Annotated in this window: 19 protein-coding genes; 16 read left to right on the plus strand and 3 right to left on the minus strand. The window is 45.6% G+C overall.

What is annotated here, in order from left to right; genetic code table 11:
• Positions 1–6: 6 nt before the first annotated feature.
• The 13 genes from MSG36_RS21270 to MSG36_RS21330 all read left to right on the plus strand — a co-directional run bounded on the left by MSG36_RS21270 (position 7) and on the right by MSG36_RS21330 (position 13,467).
• Positions 7–1,395 carry an AMP-binding protein gene (locus MSG36_RS21270; RefSeq protein ID WP_248369612.1) on the plus strand — a complete coding sequence of 463 codons (1,389 nt, stop codon included), beginning with the start codon at positions 7–9 and terminating at the stop codon, positions 1,393–1,395.
• 89 nt (positions 1,396–1,484) lie between these two features.
• Entirely contained in the window at positions 1,485–1,847 is a 363-nt protein-coding gene (locus MSG36_RS21275; protein ID WP_048609578.1) for a 3-hydroxyacyl-ACP dehydratase, read from the plus strand.
• A complete protein-coding gene (locus tag MSG36_RS21280) occupies positions 1,840–3,645 on the plus strand; it encodes a glycosyltransferase family 2 protein (RefSeq protein ID WP_248369614.1) in 1,806 nt (601 codons plus the stop codon). Before MSG36_RS21275 ends, MSG36_RS21280 begins: the two co-directional genes overlap by 8 nt.
• The gene (locus tag MSG36_RS21285) at positions 3,623–5,170 is read left to right on the plus strand and encodes an aromatic amino acid ammonia-lyase (RefSeq protein WP_248369616.1); all 1,548 of its coding nucleotides are present in this window, start codon (positions 3,623–3,625) and stop codon (positions 5,168–5,170) included. Before MSG36_RS21280 ends, MSG36_RS21285 begins: the two co-directional genes overlap by 23 nt.
• A gap of 55 nt (positions 5,171–5,225) precedes the next feature.
• Positions 5,226–5,753 carry an acyl-CoA thioesterase gene (locus tag MSG36_RS21290; RefSeq protein WP_248369618.1) on the plus strand — a complete coding sequence of 176 codons (528 nt, stop codon included), beginning with the start codon at positions 5,226–5,228 and terminating at the stop codon, positions 5,751–5,753.
• Complete coding sequence (locus MSG36_RS21295; protein ID WP_248369620.1) at positions 5,740–6,426, plus strand: outer membrane lipoprotein carrier protein LolA; 687 nt, start codon at positions 5,740–5,742, stop codon at positions 6,424–6,426. Before MSG36_RS21290 ends, MSG36_RS21295 begins: the two co-directional genes overlap by 14 nt.
• Positions 6,398–8,770: an MMPL family transporter gene (locus tag MSG36_RS21300; RefSeq protein WP_248369622.1), complete on the plus strand. Its 2,373-nt coding sequence runs from the start codon at positions 6,398–6,400 to the stop codon at positions 8,768–8,770. Before MSG36_RS21295 ends, MSG36_RS21300 begins: the two co-directional genes overlap by 29 nt.
• The gene (locus tag MSG36_RS21305; RefSeq protein WP_248369624.1) at positions 8,767–9,390 is read left to right on the plus strand and encodes a DUF3261 domain-containing protein; all 624 of its coding nucleotides are present in this window, start codon (positions 8,767–8,769) and stop codon (positions 9,388–9,390) included. Before MSG36_RS21300 ends, MSG36_RS21305 begins: the two co-directional genes overlap by 4 nt.
• Positions 9,391–9,395: 5 nt before the next feature.
• Positions 9,396–10,595, plus strand: coding sequence for a beta-ketoacyl-[acyl-carrier-protein] synthase family protein (locus MSG36_RS21310; protein ID WP_248369626.1), 1,200 nt, complete (start codon positions 9,396–9,398; stop codon positions 10,593–10,595).
• Complete coding sequence (locus MSG36_RS21315) at positions 10,588–11,052, plus strand: hotdog family protein (RefSeq protein WP_248369628.1); 465 nt, start codon at positions 10,588–10,590, stop codon at positions 11,050–11,052. The genes MSG36_RS21310 and MSG36_RS21315 overlap by 8 nt, the downstream gene beginning before the upstream one ends.
• A complete protein-coding gene (locus MSG36_RS21320; protein ID WP_248369630.1) occupies positions 11,049–11,774 on the plus strand; it encodes a 3-ketoacyl-ACP reductase FabG2 in 726 nt (241 codons plus the stop codon). Before MSG36_RS21315 ends, MSG36_RS21320 begins: the two co-directional genes overlap by 4 nt.
• Positions 11,771–12,994: a beta-ketoacyl-ACP synthase gene (locus MSG36_RS21325; protein ID WP_048611281.1), complete on the plus strand. Its 1,224-nt coding sequence runs from the start codon at positions 11,771–11,773 to the stop codon at positions 12,992–12,994. Before MSG36_RS21320 ends, MSG36_RS21325 begins: the two co-directional genes overlap by 4 nt.
• Positions 12,995–13,002: 8 nt before the next feature.
• A complete protein-coding gene (locus tag MSG36_RS21330) occupies positions 13,003–13,467 on the plus strand; it encodes an Sbal_3080 family lipoprotein (protein ID WP_048609587.1) in 465 nt (154 codons plus the stop codon).
• Between the two features lie 89 nt (positions 13,468–13,556).
• On the opposite strand, the gene gltX is transcribed toward MSG36_RS21330, so the two are convergent.
• Positions 13,557–14,984, minus strand: a complete 1,428-nt coding sequence (gltX, locus tag MSG36_RS21335; RefSeq protein ID WP_017069020.1) for a glutamate--tRNA ligase — start codon at positions 14,982–14,984, stop codon at positions 13,557–13,559.
• A gap of 288 nt (positions 14,985–15,272) precedes the next feature.
• Between gltX and MSG36_RS21340 the strand changes: the two genes are divergently transcribed.
• Together MSG36_RS21340 and MSG36_RS21345 are read left to right on the plus strand one after the other, a co-directional pair.
• Positions 15,273–18,080 carry a heavy metal translocating P-type ATPase gene (locus MSG36_RS21340; protein WP_086971054.1) on the plus strand — a complete coding sequence of 936 codons (2,808 nt, stop codon included), beginning with the start codon at positions 15,273–15,275 and terminating at the stop codon, positions 18,078–18,080.
• A complete protein-coding gene (locus MSG36_RS21345; protein WP_017060536.1) occupies positions 18,070–18,510 on the plus strand; it encodes a DUF411 domain-containing protein in 441 nt (146 codons plus the stop codon). Before MSG36_RS21340 ends, MSG36_RS21345 begins: the two co-directional genes overlap by 11 nt.
• 246 nt (positions 18,511–18,756) lie before the next feature.
• On the opposite strand, the gene MSG36_RS21350 is transcribed toward MSG36_RS21345, so the two are convergent.
• A complete protein-coding gene (locus MSG36_RS21350; protein ID WP_086714017.1) occupies positions 18,757–19,413 on the minus strand; it encodes an oligogalacturonate-specific porin KdgM family protein in 657 nt (218 codons plus the stop codon).
• Between the two features lie 536 nt (positions 19,414–19,949).
• Positions 19,950–22,601 (minus strand): beta-N-acetylhexosaminidase, encoded by a 2,652-nt coding sequence (locus MSG36_RS21355; protein ID WP_248369633.1) that lies wholly within the window; start codon positions 22,599–22,601, stop codon positions 19,950–19,952.
• 405 nt (positions 22,602–23,006) lie between these two features.
• Here MSG36_RS21355 and MSG36_RS21360 point away from each other — a divergent pair, with 405 nt between their 5' ends.
• Complete coding sequence (locus tag MSG36_RS21360; protein ID WP_060983592.1) at positions 23,007–23,894, plus strand: TraB/GumN family protein; 888 nt, start codon at positions 23,007–23,009, stop codon at positions 23,892–23,894.
• The last annotated feature ends 51 nt before the right edge of the window (positions 23,895–23,945 follow it).

Below are 23,945 nucleotides of genomic sequence, written 5' to 3' on the forward strand. Positions count from 1 at the left end.
ATTGTTATGACACAAACCGTATCTTACATCTCGTTGTCTGAACTTCTCAGCCAAACAAGAGCCCCTGAATCGATTGTCTGCTTTGACGAAAATAGCGAGATTACGTGGCAAACCTTTAACGCCGACTTATCTCAACTCGTGCACCTTTTATCTTCATCCCCTTTTCAACGAGTTGCGATTTGTACCCAAGACAGCTACCAATTTTCGGTGACTTTTTTGGCATGTGCCGTCAGCCAAAAACACATCATCTTGCCGGGGAACTACCAGCCCTGTGCGCTTGCCGAATTGAGTGAACATTTTGATTGCTTGTTAGTTGATGACTCGATTGGTGAAGTTGAGGTTAGTGACGTTCGCAATATCCAAAACTTATTGGACTCAAACACCTCGTCAAAACAACTTCTAATCGATAATCTTGCGACCATTGATTTGGAAGCCATCCAATTGACCCTGTTTACTTCAGGTTCAAGCGGCACACCCAAGGCAATAAATAAAACACTAGAACACCTAGATATTGAGACAGCTCAGCTAGATAAAAACTGGGGCGGAATGCTGAAGGGAAAACAAGTTCACAGCACGGTCTCGCACCAACATATCTATGGTCTGTTATTTCGAATCTTATGGCCTCTATGCTCTGGTGTTCCATTTGCTCGAAACAACCTTGAGTACCCAGAACAGATCTTGTCTCACGCCAATAAAAACTGTGTGCTGATCAGTAGTCCTGCTCTGCTCAAACGATTAAAGCACGAAACAAAATCTGCACAGCTTGCTGGTGTGTTTTCTTCTGGTGGCCCATTGCCAACCGAATCGGCCCACCAATCACGAAGCCTGCTTGGTCATTTACCGATTGAAGTCTTTGGTAGCACAGAAACCGGTGGTATCGCATTTCGTCAGCAAGAGAGCGCTCAAACACCTTGGCAACTTTTTGACTGTCTTGAGGCTAGTCTCAACAGTGAGAATTGCATTAAGTTATTGTCGCCGTACATCGACAAAAACAACTGGTATCAAACCGCCGATGAGTGCGAAATGGTCTCGGATAATCAATTCATATTGAAAGGCCGAACCGATCGAGTGATCAAGATAGAAGAAAAACGAGTATCACTGGTTGAAGTTGAAAAACGACTAGAGCAACTGCCTTGGATAAGTGAATGCGTGGTGATTCCATTTGAAGAGCCTGAACGCTTAATCTTGGCGTCGGTTTTGGTATTATCAGACGAAGGCCAAGCGACACTCGCGACCATGAGCAGAGGCAAGTTCTGGTTGATGCTGCGTTCAGAACTCAGAAAATGGTTAGAGCCAATCGCCATCCCGAGAAAGTATCGTGTGGTTGATGAGATTCCCCTCAACAGCCAAGGTAAACGATTAACTTCTCACATAGAGCAGCTCGTAAAATCATAGAAATCGCTTATCGTGTTTTACACTGAGTTTATCTTTTTATATTTTTGTCAGAACACCCATTTTCAGCCCAAGGATTCTAAGCACACGCTATGGATAAGAGAAAGCCAAACATCATTGCTGTTGACACTGCAGAGAATGAATCGACCCTGACACTCCATGTTACTGGAGACATCACCGATTTTAAGGGGCACTTCAAGAGCTTCCCTATTCTTCCGGGTGTTACACAGATTGATTGGGCGCTTTACTATGCAGTCCAAGAGCTGAATGTCCCTGGTTGCTTTAAAGGCATGGAGGTCATCAAATTCCAAGAACCTATCCTGCCCGACTCGACCATACAGCTGTCACTCAAGTGGGACGCCGACAAAGATAAGTTAAGCTTCAGCTACACCTCTAACAACGGTGAACAAACTCACTCTTCAGGCAAAATGAAGCTGGGAGAGAAAAGTGAATAGCGCTCCCATCGAGTCTACTTCTCAGCACCAAACCAAAGAAAGCAGCTACAACGCCTGCTTCCTGATTCCGTGCTTTAACCACGGCGCAACCATGCCTGCGGTGGTTTCTTCACTCCATCATTTTGAATTGCCGATCATCATCGTTGACGATGGCAGTGAACTCGCGACTAAGCAGTTTCTGGCTCCACTTGCCGATAGCCCAAGCGTAACTTTGGTGACGCTTGAACAGAACCAAGGTAAAGGCGGCGCAGTAAAAGCTGGCATCAAGCGAGCGCAAGAGCTCGGTTTTAGTCATGCCATACAGATTGATGCTGACGGTCAACACGACCTTGAAGCACTACCCGCATTAATCCAAGCTTCGCAAGACAAACCTCAGCGCTTGATATCAGGTCAACCTGTGTATGACGAGAGCGTGCCTAAGGCAAGACTCTATGGGCGCTACGCGACACACATTTGGGTATGGATAGAAACCCTATCTCTATCAATTAAAGACAGCATGTGTGGCTTTAGAGCGTATCCGATCAACCAGACACAAGCAGTGCTCAGCAAATACGATGTTGGGTCTCGAATGGACTTCGACATTGAGATTCTGGTTCGCCTGTATTGGGAAGGCTGCGACATCGACTTCGTTGAAACGCGGGTTATCTATCCTGAAAACGGCATCTCTCATTTCGATGCGCTGTGGGACAACGTAAAAATCAGCTGGATGCACACGCGATTGTTCTTCGGCATGCTACCAAGATCTCCCAAACTGATTGCTCGCCATTTCAAATCAACGTCTGCTGAAGATGGTCAAAAACAAGATTCATCGACTGGATCAAACAACAACGAGTCAGAACAGCCCCATTGGTCCCGCACTCAAGAACGCGGCACCGTACTTGGCATCAAACTGTTGTTGACCGTTTATACCCTATTAGGCCGCGGTGTCTTTAACCTGATTTTGCGTGGTGTGATGCGTTACTACCACCTAACTGGCAAACGCGCTCGAAACGCCTCAGAGCAGTACCTGTTTCAACTAAAGGCTTACGCAGAGCAACAAAACATTGAGTTACCTGCGGAGCTAACCAGCTATAACCATCTGCTTTCGTTTGGCCATACCATGTTAGATAAATTGGCGGCATGGAAAGGTGATTTCTCGGCAGATAACCTGACTATTCATGGCCAAGACCAATTCGAGAGCATGGTTGCAAATAATCAAGGTGTGCTAATCCTTGGATCTCACCTTGGCAATATCGAACTGTGCCGCGCTTTGGGTCGCAGACACTCGAACATCAAAATCAACGCGCTGGTTTTTACAGAACACGCCGAACGCTTTAATTCAGTGATGAAAGCGGTCAACCCGCAATCTGATTTAAATCTGATTCAGGTGACATCAATGGGGCCTGATACCGCTATCTTGTTGCAACAGAAACTAGAGCAAGGTGAGTGGATTGTGATTGTTGGCGATAGAACCTCCACCAGCAAAGAGAGTCGCTCTGTATGGGCTGAGTTCTTGGGTAAGGAAGCGCCCTTCCCTCAAGGACCATTTATGTTAGCCTCGGTTCTCAAAGCGCCAGTATTTCTATTATTTGGACTACGTGACGACTCACAATCCAAGCCGCATTTTAATGTCTATTTTGAGCATTTTAGCGACAAGATAGAACTACCAAGAAAGACTCGCGAACAATCTTTACAGCAAGTCGTACAGAAATATGCAGATCGACTTCAGCACTACACACTGAAAGCACCGCTTCAGTGGTACAATTTTTTTAATTTTTGGACATTGAGCAAGCACCATGACGAAAAAGAATCCAAATAGCATCACCTTTGGTGCCGAACGCCTCACTATTGAGGATGTTGTCGCTATCTCACAAGGCGCAAAAGCCTCGATGAACTCAAGTGAAGCATTCACATCTAAGATCGACCGTGGTGTCGCTTTCTTAGAACGCCTACTGAAAGAAGAAGGCGTAATTTATGGCGTGACAACAGGCTACGGTGATTCATGTACCGTTGCGATTCCACCAAATCTTGTTGATGAATTACCACTACACCTAACACGCTTTCACGGCTGTGGTTTAGGTGAAATACTGTCTCACGAGCAAGCTCGCGCAGTATTGGCAACGCGCCTGTGTTCGTTGTCACAAGGCGTATCTGGTGTTACTCATGATTTGCTCAACCAGATCGTTACCCTAATTAACCAAGACATCTCACCACGCATTCCTCAAGAAGGTTCGGTTGGTGCCAGTGGTGACTTAACGCCTCTCTCTTACTTGGCTGCAGCCCTAATCGGCGAGCGCGATGTTATCTACAAAGGCGACGTTCGCCCTACTAGTGACGTCTACAAAGAACTAGGAATTAGCCCTATCAAGCTTAAGCCAAAAGAAGGCTTGGCATTGATGAATGGCACATCAGTGATGACAGCGCTGGCTTGTATTGCCTACAAACGTGCGGAATACCTAGCTCAGCTATCAACTAAGATCACCGCTATGGTATCTGTGGGTATGCAAGGTAACGATTTTCACTTCGATGAAGCGCTGTTTGCAGTGAAGCCTCATCCGGGTCAACAACAAGTTGCGGCATGGCTGCGTGATGACTTACAAGCGGATCGCCCGCCACGCAACAGTGATCGCCTACAAGATCGTTACTCTCTGCGTTGTGCGCCACATGTGATTGGTGTGGTTCAAGACTCTCTGCCTTGGCTACGCCAAATGATTGAGAACGAGCTAAACAGCGCTAACGATAACCCGATTATCGATGGCGACAATGAACGCGTTTTGCACGGTGGACACTTCTACGGTGGCCATATCGCAATGGCAATGGATACACTAAAAACAGCGGTAGCCAACCTTGCAGACCTACTTGATCGCCAAATGGCGCAGTTGATGGATTACAAGTTCAACAACGGCTTACCATTTAACCTAACCGGTGCTGAAGGCGAACGTAAACCGATTAACCACGGCTTCAAAGCAGTACAGATTGGCGTTTCAGCTTGGACAGCAGAGGCATTAAAACACACCATGCCAGCAAGCGTGTTCTCTCGTTCAACAGAGTGTCACAACCAAGACAAAGTCAGCATGGGCACCATTGCGGCTCGTGATTGTCTGCGTGTTCTTGAACTGACTGAACAAGTAGCGGCAGCATCACTTCTGGCGGGTACACAAGCGCTTGAACTTCGTAAACGCCACAATGAGCTTGATGAGCACCACATGAGTGAGAACCTAAAGCATATTCGTGACGAAGTGCTTAAAGAGTTTGAATTTATCGTTGAAGATCGACCACTTGAAGGCGATCTACGTCACTTCATTGCTCGTATTCAAAGTCAGCACTGGTCACTTTACTCATAAAGTAGCTAACTTCATAAAGTAGCCACCCTTTACGCAATATTGTTGAGAGCGATTTATGTCTGAAATTCTTCATCCATTACAATCTGAGGTGACGCTTATCACCTCATTCCAAGATGCCGACCCAATGGGTGTGATCTATCACGGCAACTACTTCCGATTTTTTGAAGAAGTTAGGCGCATCATGATGGATAAGATTGAGTACAACTACCATGAGATGAAGGATTCAGGCTACATGTGGCCTATCATCGATACCCGCCTAAAATACATCAAAGCGATACCGTTTAATCACAAGATTAAGGTCACGGCGAAGCTCACCGAGTGGGAAAACCGCCTGCGCGTCGATTATGAAATTCATGATGCCCTAACCGGTGCTCGCATGACTCGAGCACACACAATGCAGGTCGCGGTGACCATTGAAGAGCAAGAAATGTGCTTCGCTTCGCCGAACGTGTTTACCGACAAGGTAAAACACTGGCATCAATTTGGCTGCTTATCCCAATCAACTGAGCAGCAGCCAAGCGACCAACAATCAGACCCATCTCAAGTATCTAACACACAGCAGGTGAAACATGAGTCTGTTTAGGCGTGGACGTAAGCAAATCAGCATCGTACTACTAGGGCTTGCCTCTGTGATGGCGAGTAACCTTGTTATTGCTAACGAAAATTCAGCAACCGTCGGCTCTATTTCAGATCTGCAAACCGTATTAAGCGCAAACAACATAGTGCGTGGCGAGTTCACTCAAACGCGCAACATGGAAATGTTCGCCCAGCCTTTGACGTCACAAGGTGCTTTCCTGTTAGATAAGTCGAACGGTTTGCTTTGGACACAAGCTACCCCCTTTCCTGTGAGCTTGGTGCTCACCGATAACAAACTGAGCCAAAGGTTTGCCGATCAACCCGCTAAAATCATTACCGATAAAGAAAACCCAATGGCGTTTTATTTCAGCCATATCTTCTTATCGGTGTTTCATGGAGATACGCAAAAACTTCAGGAACAGTTCGCACTCGATTTTGAGCCAGCAACTGTCACAAGCTCTGATGAAAATACAGAGAATAAATCTTGGACACTGACTCTCAAGCCTAAAAGTGCGCCGATGAACGCGGTATTTGAAGCCATTACTCTGCAAGGTCAAAATGATATTGAACGCATTGAACTGAGAGAGATTCGTGGAGACAGCACGGTGATCGAATTTAGTCAGTTAAGCCATCTACCGGAAGTATTGTCAGATGCTGAAGCGCAACAATTCCAACTCTAGTCTCGCCCTTGTTTGGCTGGTTATCGTGGTGCTTTTTAGCGGACTGTTGATCAAACAGTTCGCTTTTTCTTCGTCGGTACCGATTGAAAGCAACATCCTAAAGTTACTGCCAGAAAACCAGCAAGACCCAATGGTAGAGCAAGCCTTTCAGCAGATATCCAGCTCGATGAGCGAGCAAGTGGTGTTTATCATCAGCGCCCCCGACATCGAACAAGCCATGGTTGCGACCGACGCTTTTGAAAAAGCTCTCAACCAAAGAGCCTTTTCAAGTCAGCCAACTCTGTTTCAGCAAGTTCAAGGTAAAATCAGCGCCAGCACCCAAAGCCAATGGAGCGATTTCTACTTTCGTCACCGAGCTCAACTGCTGACTCAACAACAAAAAGAGACGCTGACCCACTCGCCTGATTCGCGAGCTCAATACGTCATTCAGTCTCTGTACAATCCGTTCTCAGGCGTCACTGCAGCCGAACTGTCGATGGACCCATTTCTACTATTTCGCGACTACATCAGTGCCGTTGGCGTTCAATCAAGTAATTTTGTTCTGAAAGAGGGATACCTCACCGCTCAATCTAATGACCAAACTCATATTTTGGTCACGGCGACTCTGGCGGGTTCACCTTATAGCTTGGCGATTCAAGAACAACTTCCCGATCTTGATTCAATTGAGCGCGAAGTCGAAAAGCAGTTTGGCGTCAAAGTACAGCATACTGGTGTGGTGTTCTATGCCAATTACGGTACCGAAAGTGCGAAATCAGAAATCAGTACCATTGGCTTGGGCTCATTGGCCGGTGTTATTTTATTGGTGTGGCTGACGTTTCGTAGTGCCCTACCACTTGCCTTATCTTTGCTCTCAATCAGTACTGGATTATTGGTTGCGCTGGCAAGCACCGTCGCTATCTTCGGCAAGGTTCACCTGTTTAGTTTGGTGTTCGGTGCCAGCTTGATTGGCGTGTCGATCGATTACTCCTTTCACTACCTGACTGACCGCTTGGCAGCTGGAAGTAAATGGCAAAGTGACAAAGGCTTGAAGCACATTCTCATTGCGATCACCTTGGGTCTGATTACTAGTTTGATTGGCTACTTAGGTTTGCTGGTCGCGCCTTTCCCGGGATTGCAACAACTTGCTCTGTTTTCGTCGATTGGGCTGATTGCAGCTTACGCCAGTGTGGTGTGTTGGTATCCGGTTTTAGCGGCAAAACCAAGCCAAGAGCGGCCTCTTCCCCTGTCGAAACTTTGGCATACTTGGTTAAGCCTCTGGAGCAACCAAAAATTTAAAATTGGCTTACCGTTAACTGTGACAGTCTTGAGCCTGATATCACTCAGTCAAATTCGCTACGACGACGATATTCGCCAACTTCAGGCGATGCCAGAGCAACTCAAACAGCAAGAGCAAGCCATTACTGAAATCTCAGGATTAGGCAGTGGTCAAAATATGCTTTTGGTGACTGCCAACAGCGACCAAAAGCTACTCAAAAAACTGGCAGAAATCACCACAAGCTTAGATTCTCTAGTCGATAGCCAAGCTATCTCTGGGTATCGCAGCATCAATCAACAGTTGCTAAGTGAGCAAGAACAACATGATAACTATCAGTTAGTTGAGCAGCTCTATGGTCAACAAAGCCATATATTACAAAGCACGCTAGGTTGGTCTACTTTTCCACAACTACCAAAATTCGCACCCATCACGGTATCTGGATTTTTGGAGTCACCGGTGTCAGAACCCGTTCGACCACTTTGGTTAAAGCCGATCGACGGACAAGCGGCGTCAGTCATTTTGATCAAAGACGTCACAAATTCAGAACTATTCTCTCAATGGCTCGATTCAAACTTTGCTCAGCAACAAGGTGTTAAATACCTTAATAAAGCCGATGAAATCTCCGCTCTCTTTGCGGAATACAGAGTCAAAATCACAGAGTTATTATTGATAGCGTTAGCCGCTATTGGAATGGTTTTAGGTTGGCGTTACGGTGTGAAGCAAAGCCTATTAATGCTGCTGCCTTCATTGATTGCCGGAGTGGCAGGCTTAGCGGTCACGGGTATTTTAGGTTCCACGTTGAACCTGTTTAATCTGCTGGGCTTGATTCTGATTTTAGGGATTGGCATCGACTACACCTTGTTCTTTGCTGAGCAGAAGAAATCACTAAGCACCTTATTAGCGATTACCTTGTCTGGCCTCACGACGCTACTCTCATTTGGCTTATTATCGTTGAGTCAGACTCATGCCATTCATAGCTTTGGGGTAACGGTTCTGACCGGGATCTTTGTCGCGTGGCTACTTTCTCCGCTCGCGATCAACAGTAGTAAAAGCGTAGAACGCCCAACCTCTCGAGAGGCTTTTAGATGATCAAGACATTAAAGGTAACCTTCGCCACACTAGTGGGTATTCTACTCACTGCCTGCTCGATGGTTTCTCAGCAGCCGAGTGGTGCCAGTGTGTCTATCGACAATGACACCGAGCTAGCACTACCAATGCCAGCTGAACTAGGGTACTCCCTCACTGCCAGTCAGCTGATTAGCGCTACGTGGGAAACCGACACACAACAGCTGCCTGTTCAAGTCGAAGTCACAGCGGATAAAGTGGTTTTGGCGGGCTTCTCCTCTTGGGGTACGCGTATTCTATCGCTGCAATACCAGAATCAAGTGATCGACTCACAAGTTCTATCTGGCCTTGGCGCGACTTTACCGCAACCCGAACAGGTGCTTTTTAATTTAATGCTGACCTTATGGCCAGCAGACGCATGGGCGCAACCTTTACAAAGCATAGGTTGGCACCTAGTCGATACCGACAAAACAAGAACCGTTTTTGACGACAAACAACAAGCCATCATTAGTATTGAATACCAAGCAAAAGTCGGCGAACCAAAGACATCTGGAGAGATTGTTTTCAAACATCTAATCCAAGGCTACACCATCACCATACAAACGTTGAACTCAACGATTGTCGACAACCCAAGTAAGAGTTGAACACTATGCCTATTTACATCCAAGACTGTGGTTTCCACTCAGCGCTAGGTTCAGAGATTGCGGACATTCATGGCTGCCTGAAAGACGAGCGTGAATCAAATATGGTCGAAGTGAACGATATGCTGAACGATGGTAAACATACTGTCGTTGGTCAAATCGCGGGTGAACTGCCACCGATTCCTTCAGATCTTACGCGATACGCCACTCGCAACAATCAACTGGCGCTGTCGGCTCTTAATCAAATCGAAGATTCTATCGAGCAAGCAAAATCTCAGTTTGGCGCAGATAGAATTGCAGTAGTTATCGGCACCAGTACTTCGGGAATTTCCGACGGTGAGGCCGCTTTTAAGCACAAACTCGACCAAGGTTCTTTTCCCGAGCATTATCACTACTCAAAACAAGAGCTAGGAAACACCTCTGAGTTTGTTAGTCAATATTGCTCATTAACCGGGCCAAGCTATGCGGTCTCAACGGCTTGCTCGTCCAGTGGTCGTGTGTTTCTCACTGCGCAACGTTTGCTAGATTCAGGCATAGCTGATGCCGTGTTAGTCGGTGGCGTCGATACTTTATGTAAGCTGACACTCAACGGTTTTCATGGCCTAGAAGCTCTTTCAACAACACATTGTAAGCCATTTAGTGCAACCCGAGATGGTATTAACATCGGCGAAGCGGCGGCATTTATGTTGCTCAGCAAGGCAAAGCTGGTCGGTGTTAATACAACCCCAAACACGTCGAACATTGCCTTGTTAGGCTGTGGCGATAGCTCTGATGCACACCATATTTCAGCGCCCCACCCTGAAGGGAACGGCGCTGAGCAAGCGATGAGAAAAGCGTTAGATTCTGCTCAGTTACAAGCTGAAGACATCGGTTATATCAATGCTCATGGCACCGCAACTCCACTCAATGATTCAATGGAAAGCAAAGCCATCCATCGTATTTTTGCAAACAAGGTTCCCGTCAGTTCCACCAAGCCTCTTACCGGGCATACTCTTGGCGCCGCAAGTGCAATAGAGGCTGCAATAGCATGGCATATTTTAAAATATGACTTACCGCTTCCCTTACAAAAATGTCAGGATAAAGCTGAAGATATTGAGATTGATTTGGTAAACTGTTCCCAGAAACTTAAAGTAAAGAACATCTTAAGCAACTCTTTCGCTTTTGGTGGCAACAACATTAGCCTGATTTTTGGTGTAGTAAATGACTGATATCCCTTCTGTAGAACAACTTCTCCCACACGATGATCCGATGATATTAATCGATCGTGCTATCAACGTAGAGGCGTTGTCGATTCACTGTCAGGTCGATATTGGTGCTCATAACCTGTTCTTTAATGCCGAATCTCAAACCGTACCAGCGTATGTCGGTATTGAGTTTATGGCGCAGTCTGTTGCTGCGTGGTCTGGATACCACGCACTAAAAAACGGCACCACTCCCCCAATCGGTTTCTTACTCGGTTCTCGCCGTTACAAGTCACTGTGTGATGAATTTACTCAAGGTCAGACCCTTGATATCTACGCCGATCAACTAATGGAAGACAGCGGCATGGCCGTGTTTACCGCTAGAGTCGAAGACCAAGGCGAGTTAGTGGCTCAATGCCAACTCAATGTCTACGTGCCGACCGAACAAAAATTACAAGAAATGAAAACTAGGAGCCCATCATGAGCCGTCAGGTTTTAGTCACTGGTGCCAGCAAAGGCATTGGTAAAGCGATCGCTATTCAACTCGCGAAAGACGGATTTGAAATCGCCGTTCATTACATGAGTGACAAGCAAGGTGCTGAAGAGACGCTGCAGTCGATCATCGAACTGGGTGGCGCAGGTCGTCTTATCCAATTTGATATCGGTAACCGCGGCGAGTGTCGCGAAAAGCTTGAGTCTGATATCGCTGAACATGGCGCTTACTATGGTGTTGTGAACAACGCCGGCATTACTCGTGACACCGCATTTCCAGCCATGACAGAAGAAGAGTGGGACGGCGTGATTCATACCAACCTCGACAGCTTCTACAATGTGCTCCACCCGTGTGTGATGCCTATGGTTCAGAAACGCAAAGGCGGTCGTATCGTCACTCTGGCGTCGGTATCGGGCATCATGGGCAACCGCGGTCAAACCAACTACGCAGCAGCTAAAGCCGGCGTGATTGGCGCGACTAAGTCTCTGGCTCTAGAACTCGCAAAACGCAAGATCACGGTAAACTGTGTCGCTCCTGGCTTAATCGATACCGGCATGGTTGACGAGCACGTGAAAGATCATGCTCTTCCTCAAGTCCCGCTACGTCGCATGGGCGAGCCAGAAGAAGTGGCCGGCCTAGTCAGCTACCTAATGTCTGATATTGCAGGCTACGTGACTCGCCAAGTGATTTCAGTTAATGGAGGCTTAGTATGACCCGCCGCGTTGTTGTAACTGGCATGTCTGGTGTTACTGCCTTTGGTAACGACTGGCAGCAGATCGAGCCGAAACTAAAAGCCTGTGAAAATGCCACCCAATATATGCCAAGCTTTGAGCAATACGATGGTCTCAACACTAAGCTTGCTGCGCCTATTGATGACTTCCAACTGCCAAAACACTATAAGCGTAAACAAGTGCGTGGCATGGGACGAGTATCCCGCCTAGCCACCGTAGCGACAGAAAATGCATTAGAGCAAGCAGGACTGATTGGCCACGATATTTTAACCAATGGTGAAACCGGTATTGCTTACGGCTCTTCAACCGGCAGTACTGATGCCGTTGGTGCGTTTGGTGTGATGTTGAATGAGAAGTCGACACGAGCAATCACAGCAACCACTTACGTTCAAATGATGCCACACACAGCCGCGGTAAACGTGGGTCTGTTCTTCGGTCTGCGTGGACGCGTGATTCCCACCAGCAGTGCGTGTACTTCAGGAAGCCAAGCGATTGGTTATGCCTATGAAGCGATTAAGCACGGCTACCAAACCGTGATGGTTGCCGGTGGTGGTGAAGAGCTATGCCCAACTGAGTCTGCCGTTTTCGATACCCTTTTTGCTACCAGTTTAAAAAACGACACACCAAAAAAATCTCCTAGCCCTTACGACAGTGGGCGCGATGGCCTTGTTATCGGTGAAGGCGCTGGCACGCTTGTTCTTGAAGAGTATGAACATGCTGTGGCTCGTGGCGCAAAGATCTACGCTGAGATCATCGGCTTTGCCAGCAACTGCGATGCCGCTCATGTGACACAACCTCAGATGGAAACCATGCAAATTTGTATGGAAAAAGCTTTGAAAGATGCGCAACTTCCGGCTGAAAAGATTGGCTATGTATCTGCGCACGGAACGGCGACTGAAAAAGGCGATATTGCAGAAAGTAACGCGACCGCGAACATTTTTGGTGAAGTGCCAATCAGCTCATTGAAAAGCTACTTTGGTCATACGCTTGGCGCGTGTGGTGCGATTGAAGCTTGGTTAAGCCTAGAGATGATGCATTCAGGTTGGTTCAGCCCAACATTGAATCTTGAGAATATCGACGAACAGTGCGGCAAGCTCGATTACATCACTGGCTCAGGTCGCGAATTGGACGTTGAATATCTGATGAGCAACAACTTCGCTTTTGGTGGAATCAACACTTCAATCATCTTCAAAAAAATCTAGGATAGATAATGAAAAACTGGTTAGTTGCTGCTGTTGTCGTTTTACTCGCAGGTTGTAGTGCTCCGAAATATTCAGGAAACGCACTACCAGAAGCAAATACAATTGAACAAGTAACGATTGTTGAAGACGAGAAAACTCGTGCGGTTTTCCTCGATTCCATGCTCGACTGGTGTCTGAATAATCAGGTCAAATGTAAAGTCGTTGCCGACGGCTCAGAACATAATCCTGAGGACATCACGCTTGATTATGTCTCTCGTTGGAGTTGGGATTTCAGAACCTTTGTGGCAGACGCTAAGATCTCGGCTTATCAAGATCAACAGCGCGTAGGCAATGTCGAATTCAAAGCGCCAAACAGCGGAAACTTTTCTAAGTTTGGTGACGATATGGAACGCATCAAAGCGATGATGGACATCTTGTTCGATAAGAAAACAGCCGCGCAAGCGACTCAAATGATTGCCGACGACAAGCTCTAACGAAATCGTTCAGATAGTAAAACTCTAGAAAAATAAAAAGGGTCAGTAACCAAGTCACTGACCCTTTTTTGATTCTAGCAATCGCTCAATTAAGCGTTAGCTTCACGCTCAGCGATGAACTCAAGAGCCATCTTGATGCGAGCGATTACGCGCTCTTTACCAACAAGCTCCATCACTGCATCAACAGAAGGAGACTGACCGCCGCCTGTTACTGCTACGCGAAGTGGCATACCGATTTTACCCATGCCGATCTCTAGCTCTTCACATACTGCTGCAATCACACCATCTTTGATGTTTGCAGTAGTGAAATCTTCAAGTGCTTCAACCTTAGCAAGAGCAAGCTCTAGTGGGCCTTTAGCAACACCACGTAGGTGCTTCTTCGCTGCGCCAGCTTCAAACTCAGAGAAATCTTCGTAGAAATAACGAGATTGCTCAGCAAGTTCGATAAGCGTGTTACAACGCTCGCCAACTAGCTTGATCACTTCAGTGATAGCCGGGCCGTTTGTTGTATCGATCTTCTGTGCGTCTAGGTGCCATTGCAGGTATTTAGCAACGTACTCAGGCTCAGAAGTCTTGATGTAGTGGTTGTTCAACCAAAGTAGCTTGTCAGTGTTGAATGCAGAAGCAGACTTGCTGATAGCGTTCAGGCTGAAGAATTCAATCATCTCTTCTTGAGAGAAGATCTCTTGGTCACCGTGAGACCAGCCTAAACGAACTAGGTAGTTGTTTAGTGCATTTGGTAGGTAACCTTCGTCGCGGTATTGCATTACAGAAACAGCACCGTGACGCTTAGAAAGTTTCGCACCGTCATCACCAAGAATCATTGCACAGTGAGCGAAAGTTGGAACTGGTGCGCCTAGTGCTTCATAGATGTTGATTTGACGAGGTGTGTTGTTAATGTGGTCTTCACCACGAACAACGTGTGTAATACCCATATCCCAGTCATCCACTACCACTACGAAGTTGTATGTTGGTGCACCGTCTGTACGACGAATGATCAGGTCATCAAGTTGGCTGTTCGCGATTTCAATGCGACCACGGATTTGGTCATCAAATACTACGCTGCCTTCTTTAGGGTTACGGAAACGGATAACGCATGCATCACCTTCTTTTGCTGCTTCGTTTGCTGCAACAATTTTAGGGTGGTTAGCATCGTAACGAGCCATCTCTTTGTTTTCTTCTTGCTCTGCACGAATTTCATCAAGCAGTTCTTTAGACGCGTAGCATTTGAATGCTTTGTCTTCAGCAAGTAGCTTATCAACCATTTCGTTGTAACGGTCAAAACGCTTAGATTGGTAGTAAGGACCTTCATCCCATTCCATACCCATCCATTGCATGCCTTCTAGAATTGCATCAACCGCTTCTTGAGAGTTACGCTCAAGGTCCGTGTCTTCGATACGTAGAACGAATTCACCACCTTGGTTCTTAGCGAATAGCCAAGAGTAAAGTGCAGTACGTGCACCACCAACGTGAAGATAGCCAGTTGGGCTAGGAGCAAAACGAGTTTTAACCGTCATTTAAATACCTTGATTATGTAGGTGATTCTTTTAGTGCTCGCCATTACAAAGTCTGTAACAGACAAATATCACTAAATTTTGGGCGCTATTTTATCACCACCGCTTAAATCTACAATCAGTAGTGAATGATTAATGTGCTGATCTTGTACGAAAGCTATCGTAGAAGGAGAAAACCAATAGCTCAAGTCCATGTCATATGCTCTAAAAAGATAAATTCTCGCCACGCTCGCGATAAACCTCATCCATTCCACCACTCAATATTCCAACAAATATTGAATTTTTGAATTTATGTTTGACCTTACCCTTACGGGAAGGTTTATGTTAGGGCTAGATGAGAATTGGAGTATCGATATGAACCATTACACAACTGCGCTCAACGGCCTAAATTGCATGGGGTGTGCGAAGAAAGTTCGCACACTGTTTAATGATCTCGACAATACGACGATCAATGACATATCGCCGACGTACATCGATATTTCGACACCTTTTAGTTATGTTGAGCTCAATGAACAGTTAGCAACCCTTGGTTATTCAATGGGTAATTCGCTGCACCTTTCATTATCAGGGCTCAGCTGTGGTAAGTGCGTGAACAAGCTTACTCAAGCGCTTCAACAAACCGATCAAGCCTCAAATCTAGAAGTCACCAAAGATGAATTGTCGTTGGTTACTCTACTTTCAGAATCCGAGCTTATTGAGCTGATCGAAAGTGTGGGTTATCACGCAACTCCCTACTCTGAAGCCAATAACCTTTTATCAGATTCAGAAAACGAACAAGCAGATAAAAAGATTGAAGATGCTGAAGATAAAACCACAGCTAGCCAATATACCTATCACCTTGTTCTTGAGGGAATGACCTGTGCGAGTTGTGTTTCTTCGGTAGAGAAAGCGCTGAAAAAGAATGAGTTTGTCGACCAAGCGCAGATCAACCTCGCAGAGCAGACAGCCTTGGTTTTCACCTCTCAAACAAGAGACATCATTGAAAACGCTCTAATAGAATCGGTGAAAGCTGCTGGTTATGGCGCTGAGTTTGTCGACGATGCGGCGACTCAACAGCAAAAACAACAAGAACAGCAACTTCGTACTCAACAAGCCTTCCTTAGAAACTCAGTAAGTGCATTGGTGATCGGTGCTCCACTGATGGCATGGGGCGTGTTCGGTGGCAGCATGACCATTGCCACATTTAACGATCAACTGGCTTGGGGATTGATTGGTGTCGTTTGTTTGATACTGCTTGCTACCTCAGGTCGTAGCTTCTTCACGAATGCTTGGCAGTCTCTCATGCATAAGCGTGCGACCATGGATACCTTAGTCGCTCTAGGTACAGGTGCGGCATGGTTCTATTCAATGCTGGTTGTACTGATTCCATCATGGTTCCCAGAACCATCGCGTCATGTCTATTTTGAAGCAAGTGCAATGATTGTCGGCCTTATTTCTTTAGGGCACTACATTGAAGCCAAAGCCAAAGCTCGCACCACAAAGTCTCTACAGGCACTGATTAATTTACAGCCTCAAAAAGCCGTGGTTATGGTCGATGGCAAAGAGCAAACCATTGCCGTAGAAGCCATTCAAGTCGGTATGCAGGTACGAGTAAAACCCGGAGAAAAAGTGCCGGTTGATGGTGTCGTAGTCTCAGGTGAATCTTATATCGATGAGTCGATGCTGACCGGTGAACCACTGCCCAACGTTAAATCAACTAATGATGGCGTTTCAGCGGGCACCATTAATGGTGATGGTAGTTTAATTATTGAAGCGACTGGGATTGGATCAAGCACCATGCTGGCTAGAATCATTCAAATGGTTCGCCAAGCGCAAAGCAGTAAACCAGCAATCGCCAAGCTTGCCGATTCTATCTCAGCCGTTTTTGTTCCGGTTGTGGTCGCAATCGCAGCGGTTGCCGCCCTAATTTGGTTTTTTGTAGGTCCACAACCAAGCGCCAGTTACATGTTAGTGGTATCGACCACAGTGCTGATCATCGCTTGTCCATGTGCATTAGGCCTAGCCACACCGCTTTCGATTACTGTTGGCGTAGGTAAAGCGGCTGAGTTTGGCGTTCTTATTAAAGATGCGGATGTATTGCAGTCTGCCAGCAAGATCGATGCTGTTGTGTTTGACAAAACAGGGACATTGACCCAAGGCAAACCAACCGTTCAACAGGCGTTTTACGCTAATCTAACGGAGCAAGAGTTACTGGCTTATGCTTATTCAGTAGAAGTAGGATCTGAGCACCCACTTGCCAAAGCCGTTTGCCAATATGCAGAGAGCTTGGAAGTTTCAGTACTCCCACATAGCGAATTTGAAAACCAACGAGGGCTTGGGGTTCAAGCAACAATTAACGGCAAGAACGTGCAAGTTGGCTCGCTTAAGTACCTCACCCAATTAGGTATCAATACAGAGATTGGCGCGGATTTCATCGAGCTTTGCCGCTCGCAAGCGTGGACGCCTATTTTCATTGTGATTGACCAAAAACTGGAAGGCATATTGGGCATTTCAGACGCGTTAAAAATAGATAGCAAACAGGCGATAGCTCAACTAAAATCCGCCGGAATTCACACTGTGCTATTAACGGGCGACAACGACTCTGTAGCTCAAGCAATAGGTAAAAGCGTCGGTATCGACGAGGTTATCTCGGAAGTGCTTCCAGAGCAGAAAGCTCAACATATTGTTCAGCTTCAACAGCAATATAAGAGTGTTGCCATGGTCGGAGACGGTATTAACGATGCACCCGCTCTTGCTCAAGCGGATATAGGAATCGCAATGGGCAGTGGCAGTGATGTCGCGATTGAAAGTGCGCAAATGACGCTACTCAACTCATCGCCATTATCAGTAAGCAACGCGATCGAGCTATCTCAAGCGACCGTGAGAAATATGAAGCAAAACCTATTTGGAGCCTTCATCTACAACTCGCTTGGTATTCCTATCGCAGCCGGTGTGCTTTACCCATTTTTCGGATTTCTGCTTAGTCCAGTAGTTGCAGGGGCAGCGATGGCGATGTCGTCAATTACTGTAGTAAGCAATGCCAACAGGCTGAGATTGTTCAAACCAACTCATTCTAATATTAATAAAAACCATATTCATGAGGTTAACCATGATTCGTAAAATTATGACTCTTACTGCACTCGCTGCAATCTCAGGACAAGCTTTAGCTACTGATGTTCTAAACCACAAATCTCCATACTGCGGCTGCTGCACAGAATGGACTGAACATATGCGAGATGCTGGGTTCGATGTTACAGAGAAACTCCACGATGATATGAACCCAATCAAGCAAAAGCTAGGGGTCACACAAGAGCTAGCCTCTTGCCACACTGCTGAGATCGACGGTTACGTATTTGAAGGACACATTCCAGCAGATGACATTAAAGCCTTTCTAGAAAACCCACCACGTAATGCGATTGGTTTAGCGGTTCCGGGTATGCCAATGGGTTCGCCAGGCATGGAGTATGGCGATAAGAAAGACGAGTATTCTGTGTATGCGTTTAATGAAAAAGGTCAGGTGTTTGAATACCGTCACTACAACGGAAAATAAAACCTAAACAGACCAACACACAGCAATAAAAAGAAGTCATAAAAATAGAGCCTAGCATTCAGTAAACCCAAGACTGTGGTTTACTTGCTAGGCTCTTTGCTTTTGGACAGTAAAGCAAATCTTGTCGCGGCACCAACCGGGCTGTTAGTACCGCTATGTTCCTCTCGCTAATTAGCTAGCAAGCTATTTAGCAAAGAAGTTCACTCAGCTAATAATCTAAGCGACTAAGCAGCCAAGCGAATCAGCTTAGAAGCCGTAAGAAGCACCGAATACGAATGCGTTGTTAGCGTTGTCAGCTTGGTTACGGTACTCAAAGTAAGGTTGAACGCCTTGACGAGTCCATGTCGCACGAAGCTCGTGGTCCATTGTGTTATCAGCATCGCTGATTACGTATACGTTGTTGTAGCTTAGAGCTAGCTCAGCGTTTACTGCATAACCGATACGGTTGTCAAAACGAGTTTGATCGTCAGCTTTGCTGTCTTCCATAGCGTGGTAACGAGTACGGTTGCTGATTGAGATACCGTTATCGAAGTTGTAACCAATCTTAACTAGTGGACGGTACTGAACAGTCTCACCGTTGTTTAGTAGGTGGTGATAACCAGCAGCAACCCATAGGTTGTCATTGATGTTGTACATCTGCTCAACACCTAAAGTAATGTATGGTGAATTACCAATGTTGTTATCTTGCAGAGCATCATCATCGTACTTACCAAGAGAGATACCATCGAACTCTGTTAGTAGCGTTGTACCAGAATCAAACGTGTGGCCAGCTTCTAGAGTAGACGTAGCGTTTGGTTGGAAATCAGAGTGAAATTGAACGTTACCTGTAACGTAAGAAGAACCAGCAAAAGCACTAGAAGCGAAAGCAAGAGAAAGAGCACTTAGAGCGATAATTTTTTTCATAGTAAACTGCCTTAGTTTAATTTTTTCAGCGGCACATCTTCGGTACATCATTCACCTTCACCGCTTGAGTAGTTGGTAGCCTCCCTGGCATGAAATCTATGTTGCTCGAATTAATTCGCGTTTAAAAATAAAAGAATGGGCAGAGTGATCTCTCTCACTATCAAAAAAGAACAAGTTATTTAACACTTTAAAATCATACACTTAAAAACATAAAAATTGATAAAAAACTCAAGACGAAAAAACGTACAGATCCAGATCACATTATTTCACGCTGCGAAATTAGAATAAGTTAGTTCAATCACACTTGATTTAGAGTTTTTTATGGGGGACTTATTTTTTGAAGAGAATAATGAGAAGCGCGTCACTTTTGCGATGGAACTCACCTTATGTGCATTGTTGACGATATAAACAAAGAGTATTTCCATATGTTTCAGCTTAAGAGAAGTGCCTAACTTAGTTTGGACGAAAAAAAAGCTCCCACTTTTATCTGAATAAGACAATAGCTAGGGAGCTTTTCTATTAATGTTGCTTATCGATTATTTTACCGAAGTCACTCGACTTACTTTCTCGCCACTTTCAGAGATAGAGCGGATGTAAGTTTCACCAGAAACCGATGGACGTTGTTGCTCATCATACGTTAGCCAGTTTTCACCATCTGCTGAGTATTGAAGCTCTACGCCTGGGAATTGAACGTTCATTGCAAGCTTGCCATCAACCACTTTTGCACCCGGAACTGGCAGTCGGTAATCGATACCCGCCTTTTCAAGCTTAGCCAGCTCACGTTGGCCAACAATATTCGCGAAACGATTAAAGTCACTGTTTAGAGCCTGCTTATTCACTAAGTCAGTATCTTGAGAGTACTCAACGCCCACTTTGTAGTCGTTTTCCCAATCCGCTCGGTGCCATGCACGCTCAGCTGCTGCAAGAACGCGTGGGAATACCATGTATTCATACTGCTCGTCCGTACGTACTGTTTCAGACCAAAGCTGCGCTGACAAACCGTAGAAAGGTTTCGCTTCAATCTCACCTTTACCACTGAAGCCATTGCCGTCACGGTCTAATGACGTTTCTGCGTTTTGTGGCATGTTCTCTGGAGCAAAGCCAAACATCTTACGAGTATCGGTTGCACGCGTTGCCCAGTAGTAGCCACGTTCTGCAGCATCCACTTCGTATGGCATATCCATGTATACGTAATCTGGGTTAGAAACAATTACGTCATAACCTTTCGCAGACCAGTCGTAAACTGATGAAGTACCGCCCCAGTAAAGAACATCCCAGAAGTTAACGCGCGTACTTTCTGTTGCAAATGCCTCTTCACCTTCACTGTATTTCAGGCCATCTTGCCACGCTTGGAAGTGTGGAATACCCTTCTCAGCAACAATCTTAGACACCTGTTCTGCAAAGTGGCTTGGCAGGTGACCGAAATCACTTACTGTACCGTCTGCAATTAATTTCTGACACTGTGGAGACTGCTGGAATGGCTTGTCTTGCTTAGATAAGTCAATGTTACCTTTCCACGCCACTTTATCTTCTGCATTAATATCTTGTAAGCCTGCGCCTAACTTGATGTTTTTCGCTTCATCGCCGCCAAAGTGCCAAGTCGTTAGCGGAACGCCCGCTTCTTGGTGCATGGCCGCTACTTCAGAGATAACTTTATCGACAAAGTGAGTTGACGATTCCATACATGGGTTGATGAAGCTTTGTTTATCGTAGAACTGAACCGTGGTTACATTCGACGTATCTTGTGGATCCATCAGACGGTATTCGTTCGCTTCCGCTTCTTTACCTTCCGCCATTAGGCGAGTGTAACGTGCTTCCATTGATACCACAGCAGAACGAGCGTGTGCTGGCATATCAATCTCTGGAATAACTTCGATGCTGCGCGCTTTTGCGTAGCTTAAGATCTCGACGTAATCCGCTTTACTAAAGAAGCCAGAGCCGAAGTTGTCTGTTGTTGGACCTGAACCTAGCTGAGGCAGTAAACAGCTTTGCTCTTCCAAATCGAAACAACGATTAGACCCTACATCCGTTAGCTCTGGTAAACCTGGGATTTCTAAACGCCAGCCTTCATCATCCGTTAAGTGAAGGTGCAGTTTGTTCATCTTGTAGGCTGCCATTTGCTCTAGCGTTGCTAGGATGGCATCTTTTGAATGGAAGTTTCGAGCAACATCCACCATCACACCACGGTAATCAAAGCGTGGAGCATCTTGGATCGACAGTTGTGGTAATGATTCAGCGTTCTGACTATCTATTAGGCCAAAAATAGACTGAACTGCGTAGAAAGCGCCGGTTTTATCAAACGCTTTAATTGCAATCCCCTCTTCCGAGATGCTTAGTTCATAAGCGCCAGATTTCGCTAAATCACCCGTAAACTGAGTAGGAACAACAGCGACACTCACAGGTAGGTCGCCACTCACATCTACGTTTACCACATCTGCACGTTCTTCAATTGCTGCGAATTGCTCAGCGTCGAATGCGTCTTTAGGTAGGGCAATACCACCAGCAATGCTAACTGAACCTTCACCGGCTTCTACCGACATTGGCGTTGGTAATAAAGTGGTTGATACGTCTTGCGTTGCTAGATCCGCATTCTTTTCGAAACGCGTAACAGCAGTCGCCATTACGTTGTTGTCATCAGGTGTACGCTTTAGGTTGTTTCCTTCCAAACCTGTTACGAACGACGCGACATCTTCTGTATTCAATGAAGCAATCATCTTAGGTTCTGCGTTTGGTGCCGTTACGAATGCACCCGGCATAAAGTCAGTTTCAAACAACTGCCAGTATTCACTCGTCAGTGGAAGAATCACTTCTTCACCCGCAGCGAAACCATCAAATTTTTCGGTTGGTTCTAACTTATGTAAGTCGCCGGTTACGCGAGTTATTTTAAACTGCTCATTATCAACATCTAAGATAAGGCGAATACTGTGGAAGTAGATGGTCCAATCTTTAGAGTCAATTGCTTCACCATCGTTAGTTAACGTCATGTTTACTTTATTACATGATGCCCACTCTGCGCCTAAATCCTGACAAGCCATGCCTTCGTTTGCACCGTGGTTAGTCAAGATTTCATATTGCACATCAAGGTTATCAGCCAGTGCATTAACCACCTTTTGTTCTGGTGCTTGTGTTATAGCACAACCCGTCAAACCAGCCAGTACCGCTACAGATAGTAAGTTTCTCTTCAACATCGTATTCACCCATAAATTTAAAAATTGAGTAAGAAGCAAATTGGAGCGCTTCGAAAGTTAACTAAACTATATGGGCTTATTTTTTGCCGTGAATTAAATCAAGTTAATAAAGTGATCAGCTTCAAATCTCAAAAATATCGCTAAAATTATTTACTTTAAAATCATAACGTTAGTAGCAACGACACTTCCGTCATTTTAATTTTGACGTAAAAATTGAGAATTGAATCACAATCTTTCTAAAGGATTTCATAAAATCGTGTCGTTGATATAGAGAAAGGTTTAAGAATTTGCTTGGGTTGTTATACTTTTCGTACAAACAACGTGACATCGTTCTCAAAAAAAACCGTTAAAAAACACCGTCAAAACCGATTTTAACGAGTTTAATACTTCCTAAAGGAGCTCCCTTTGCGCCCACTCTGGTACGTGGTTTTATTCGTTCTCGTCTTTTCAGCTAAACAAGCGGTCGCCGAGCCCCTTTATTGGCAAGCCAAAAAGGATGAACTGACACTCACTATCTTAGGTTCTGTGCACGTTGGGGACGAGAGTATGTACCCACTTCCTTCAGCGATCACCGACGCGCTAAAAAACAGTGATGGGTTAGTAATCGAAACGGATATCAGAAAATCTGATGGCGTTGTATATCCCCACAACAAACTCACTACAGCCGATGTACTCAATACAGAACAGCTACAATTATTAACCGACATATCAAAATCATTGGGCATGCCTACGCAACAACTGCTTAGCTCACCGCCTTGGGCGACGTCTCTTTCCATACAGATGCAGCAATTAAAAAACCTGGGTTATGGCTCAGCCAGCGGCGTTGATGCGACACTAGCTTACAAAGCGACTATCCAAGGTGTTCCGGTTATCAGTTTAGAGCGTCTGCAATTCCAAATAGACCTGATGACAAAACAAAAGGACGACGGTAAGGAGTGGTTAATCAGTAGTCTTGAAGAATTTGACCAAACTGATCGTGTGGTTCATTGCCTAATAGAAAGCTGGAAAGCGGGTGATTTAGCAAAACTGGAAGCCTTCGCAAAGCTCTCTGAGATGTCGCCTGAACTAGAGAAAGCATTCTTAACCGATCGCAACATAGACTGGGCACAAAAACTATCAGCCAATAATTGGAAACTCGACTCAAAAGGGAACTACTTGATTGTGGTTGGTGCCTTACACCTAGTTGGAGAAGGCAACCTTTTGCAGTTGTTAAAAGAGAAAGGTTTTAATGTCACTCAACAATCACAAAGCCAACAGGCTCAGTGTCAATTTGAGATTAGTGACGACAGCTAGCTCAATTCGAAGCCATGACCTTCTCCTAATATAACCATTACCTAATAACAG

It is taken from the genome of Vibrio sp. 1CM8B, from assembly GCF_023161685.1.
GTDB lineage: Bacteria > Pseudomonadota > Gammaproteobacteria > Enterobacterales > Vibrionaceae > Vibrio > Vibrio coralliirubri.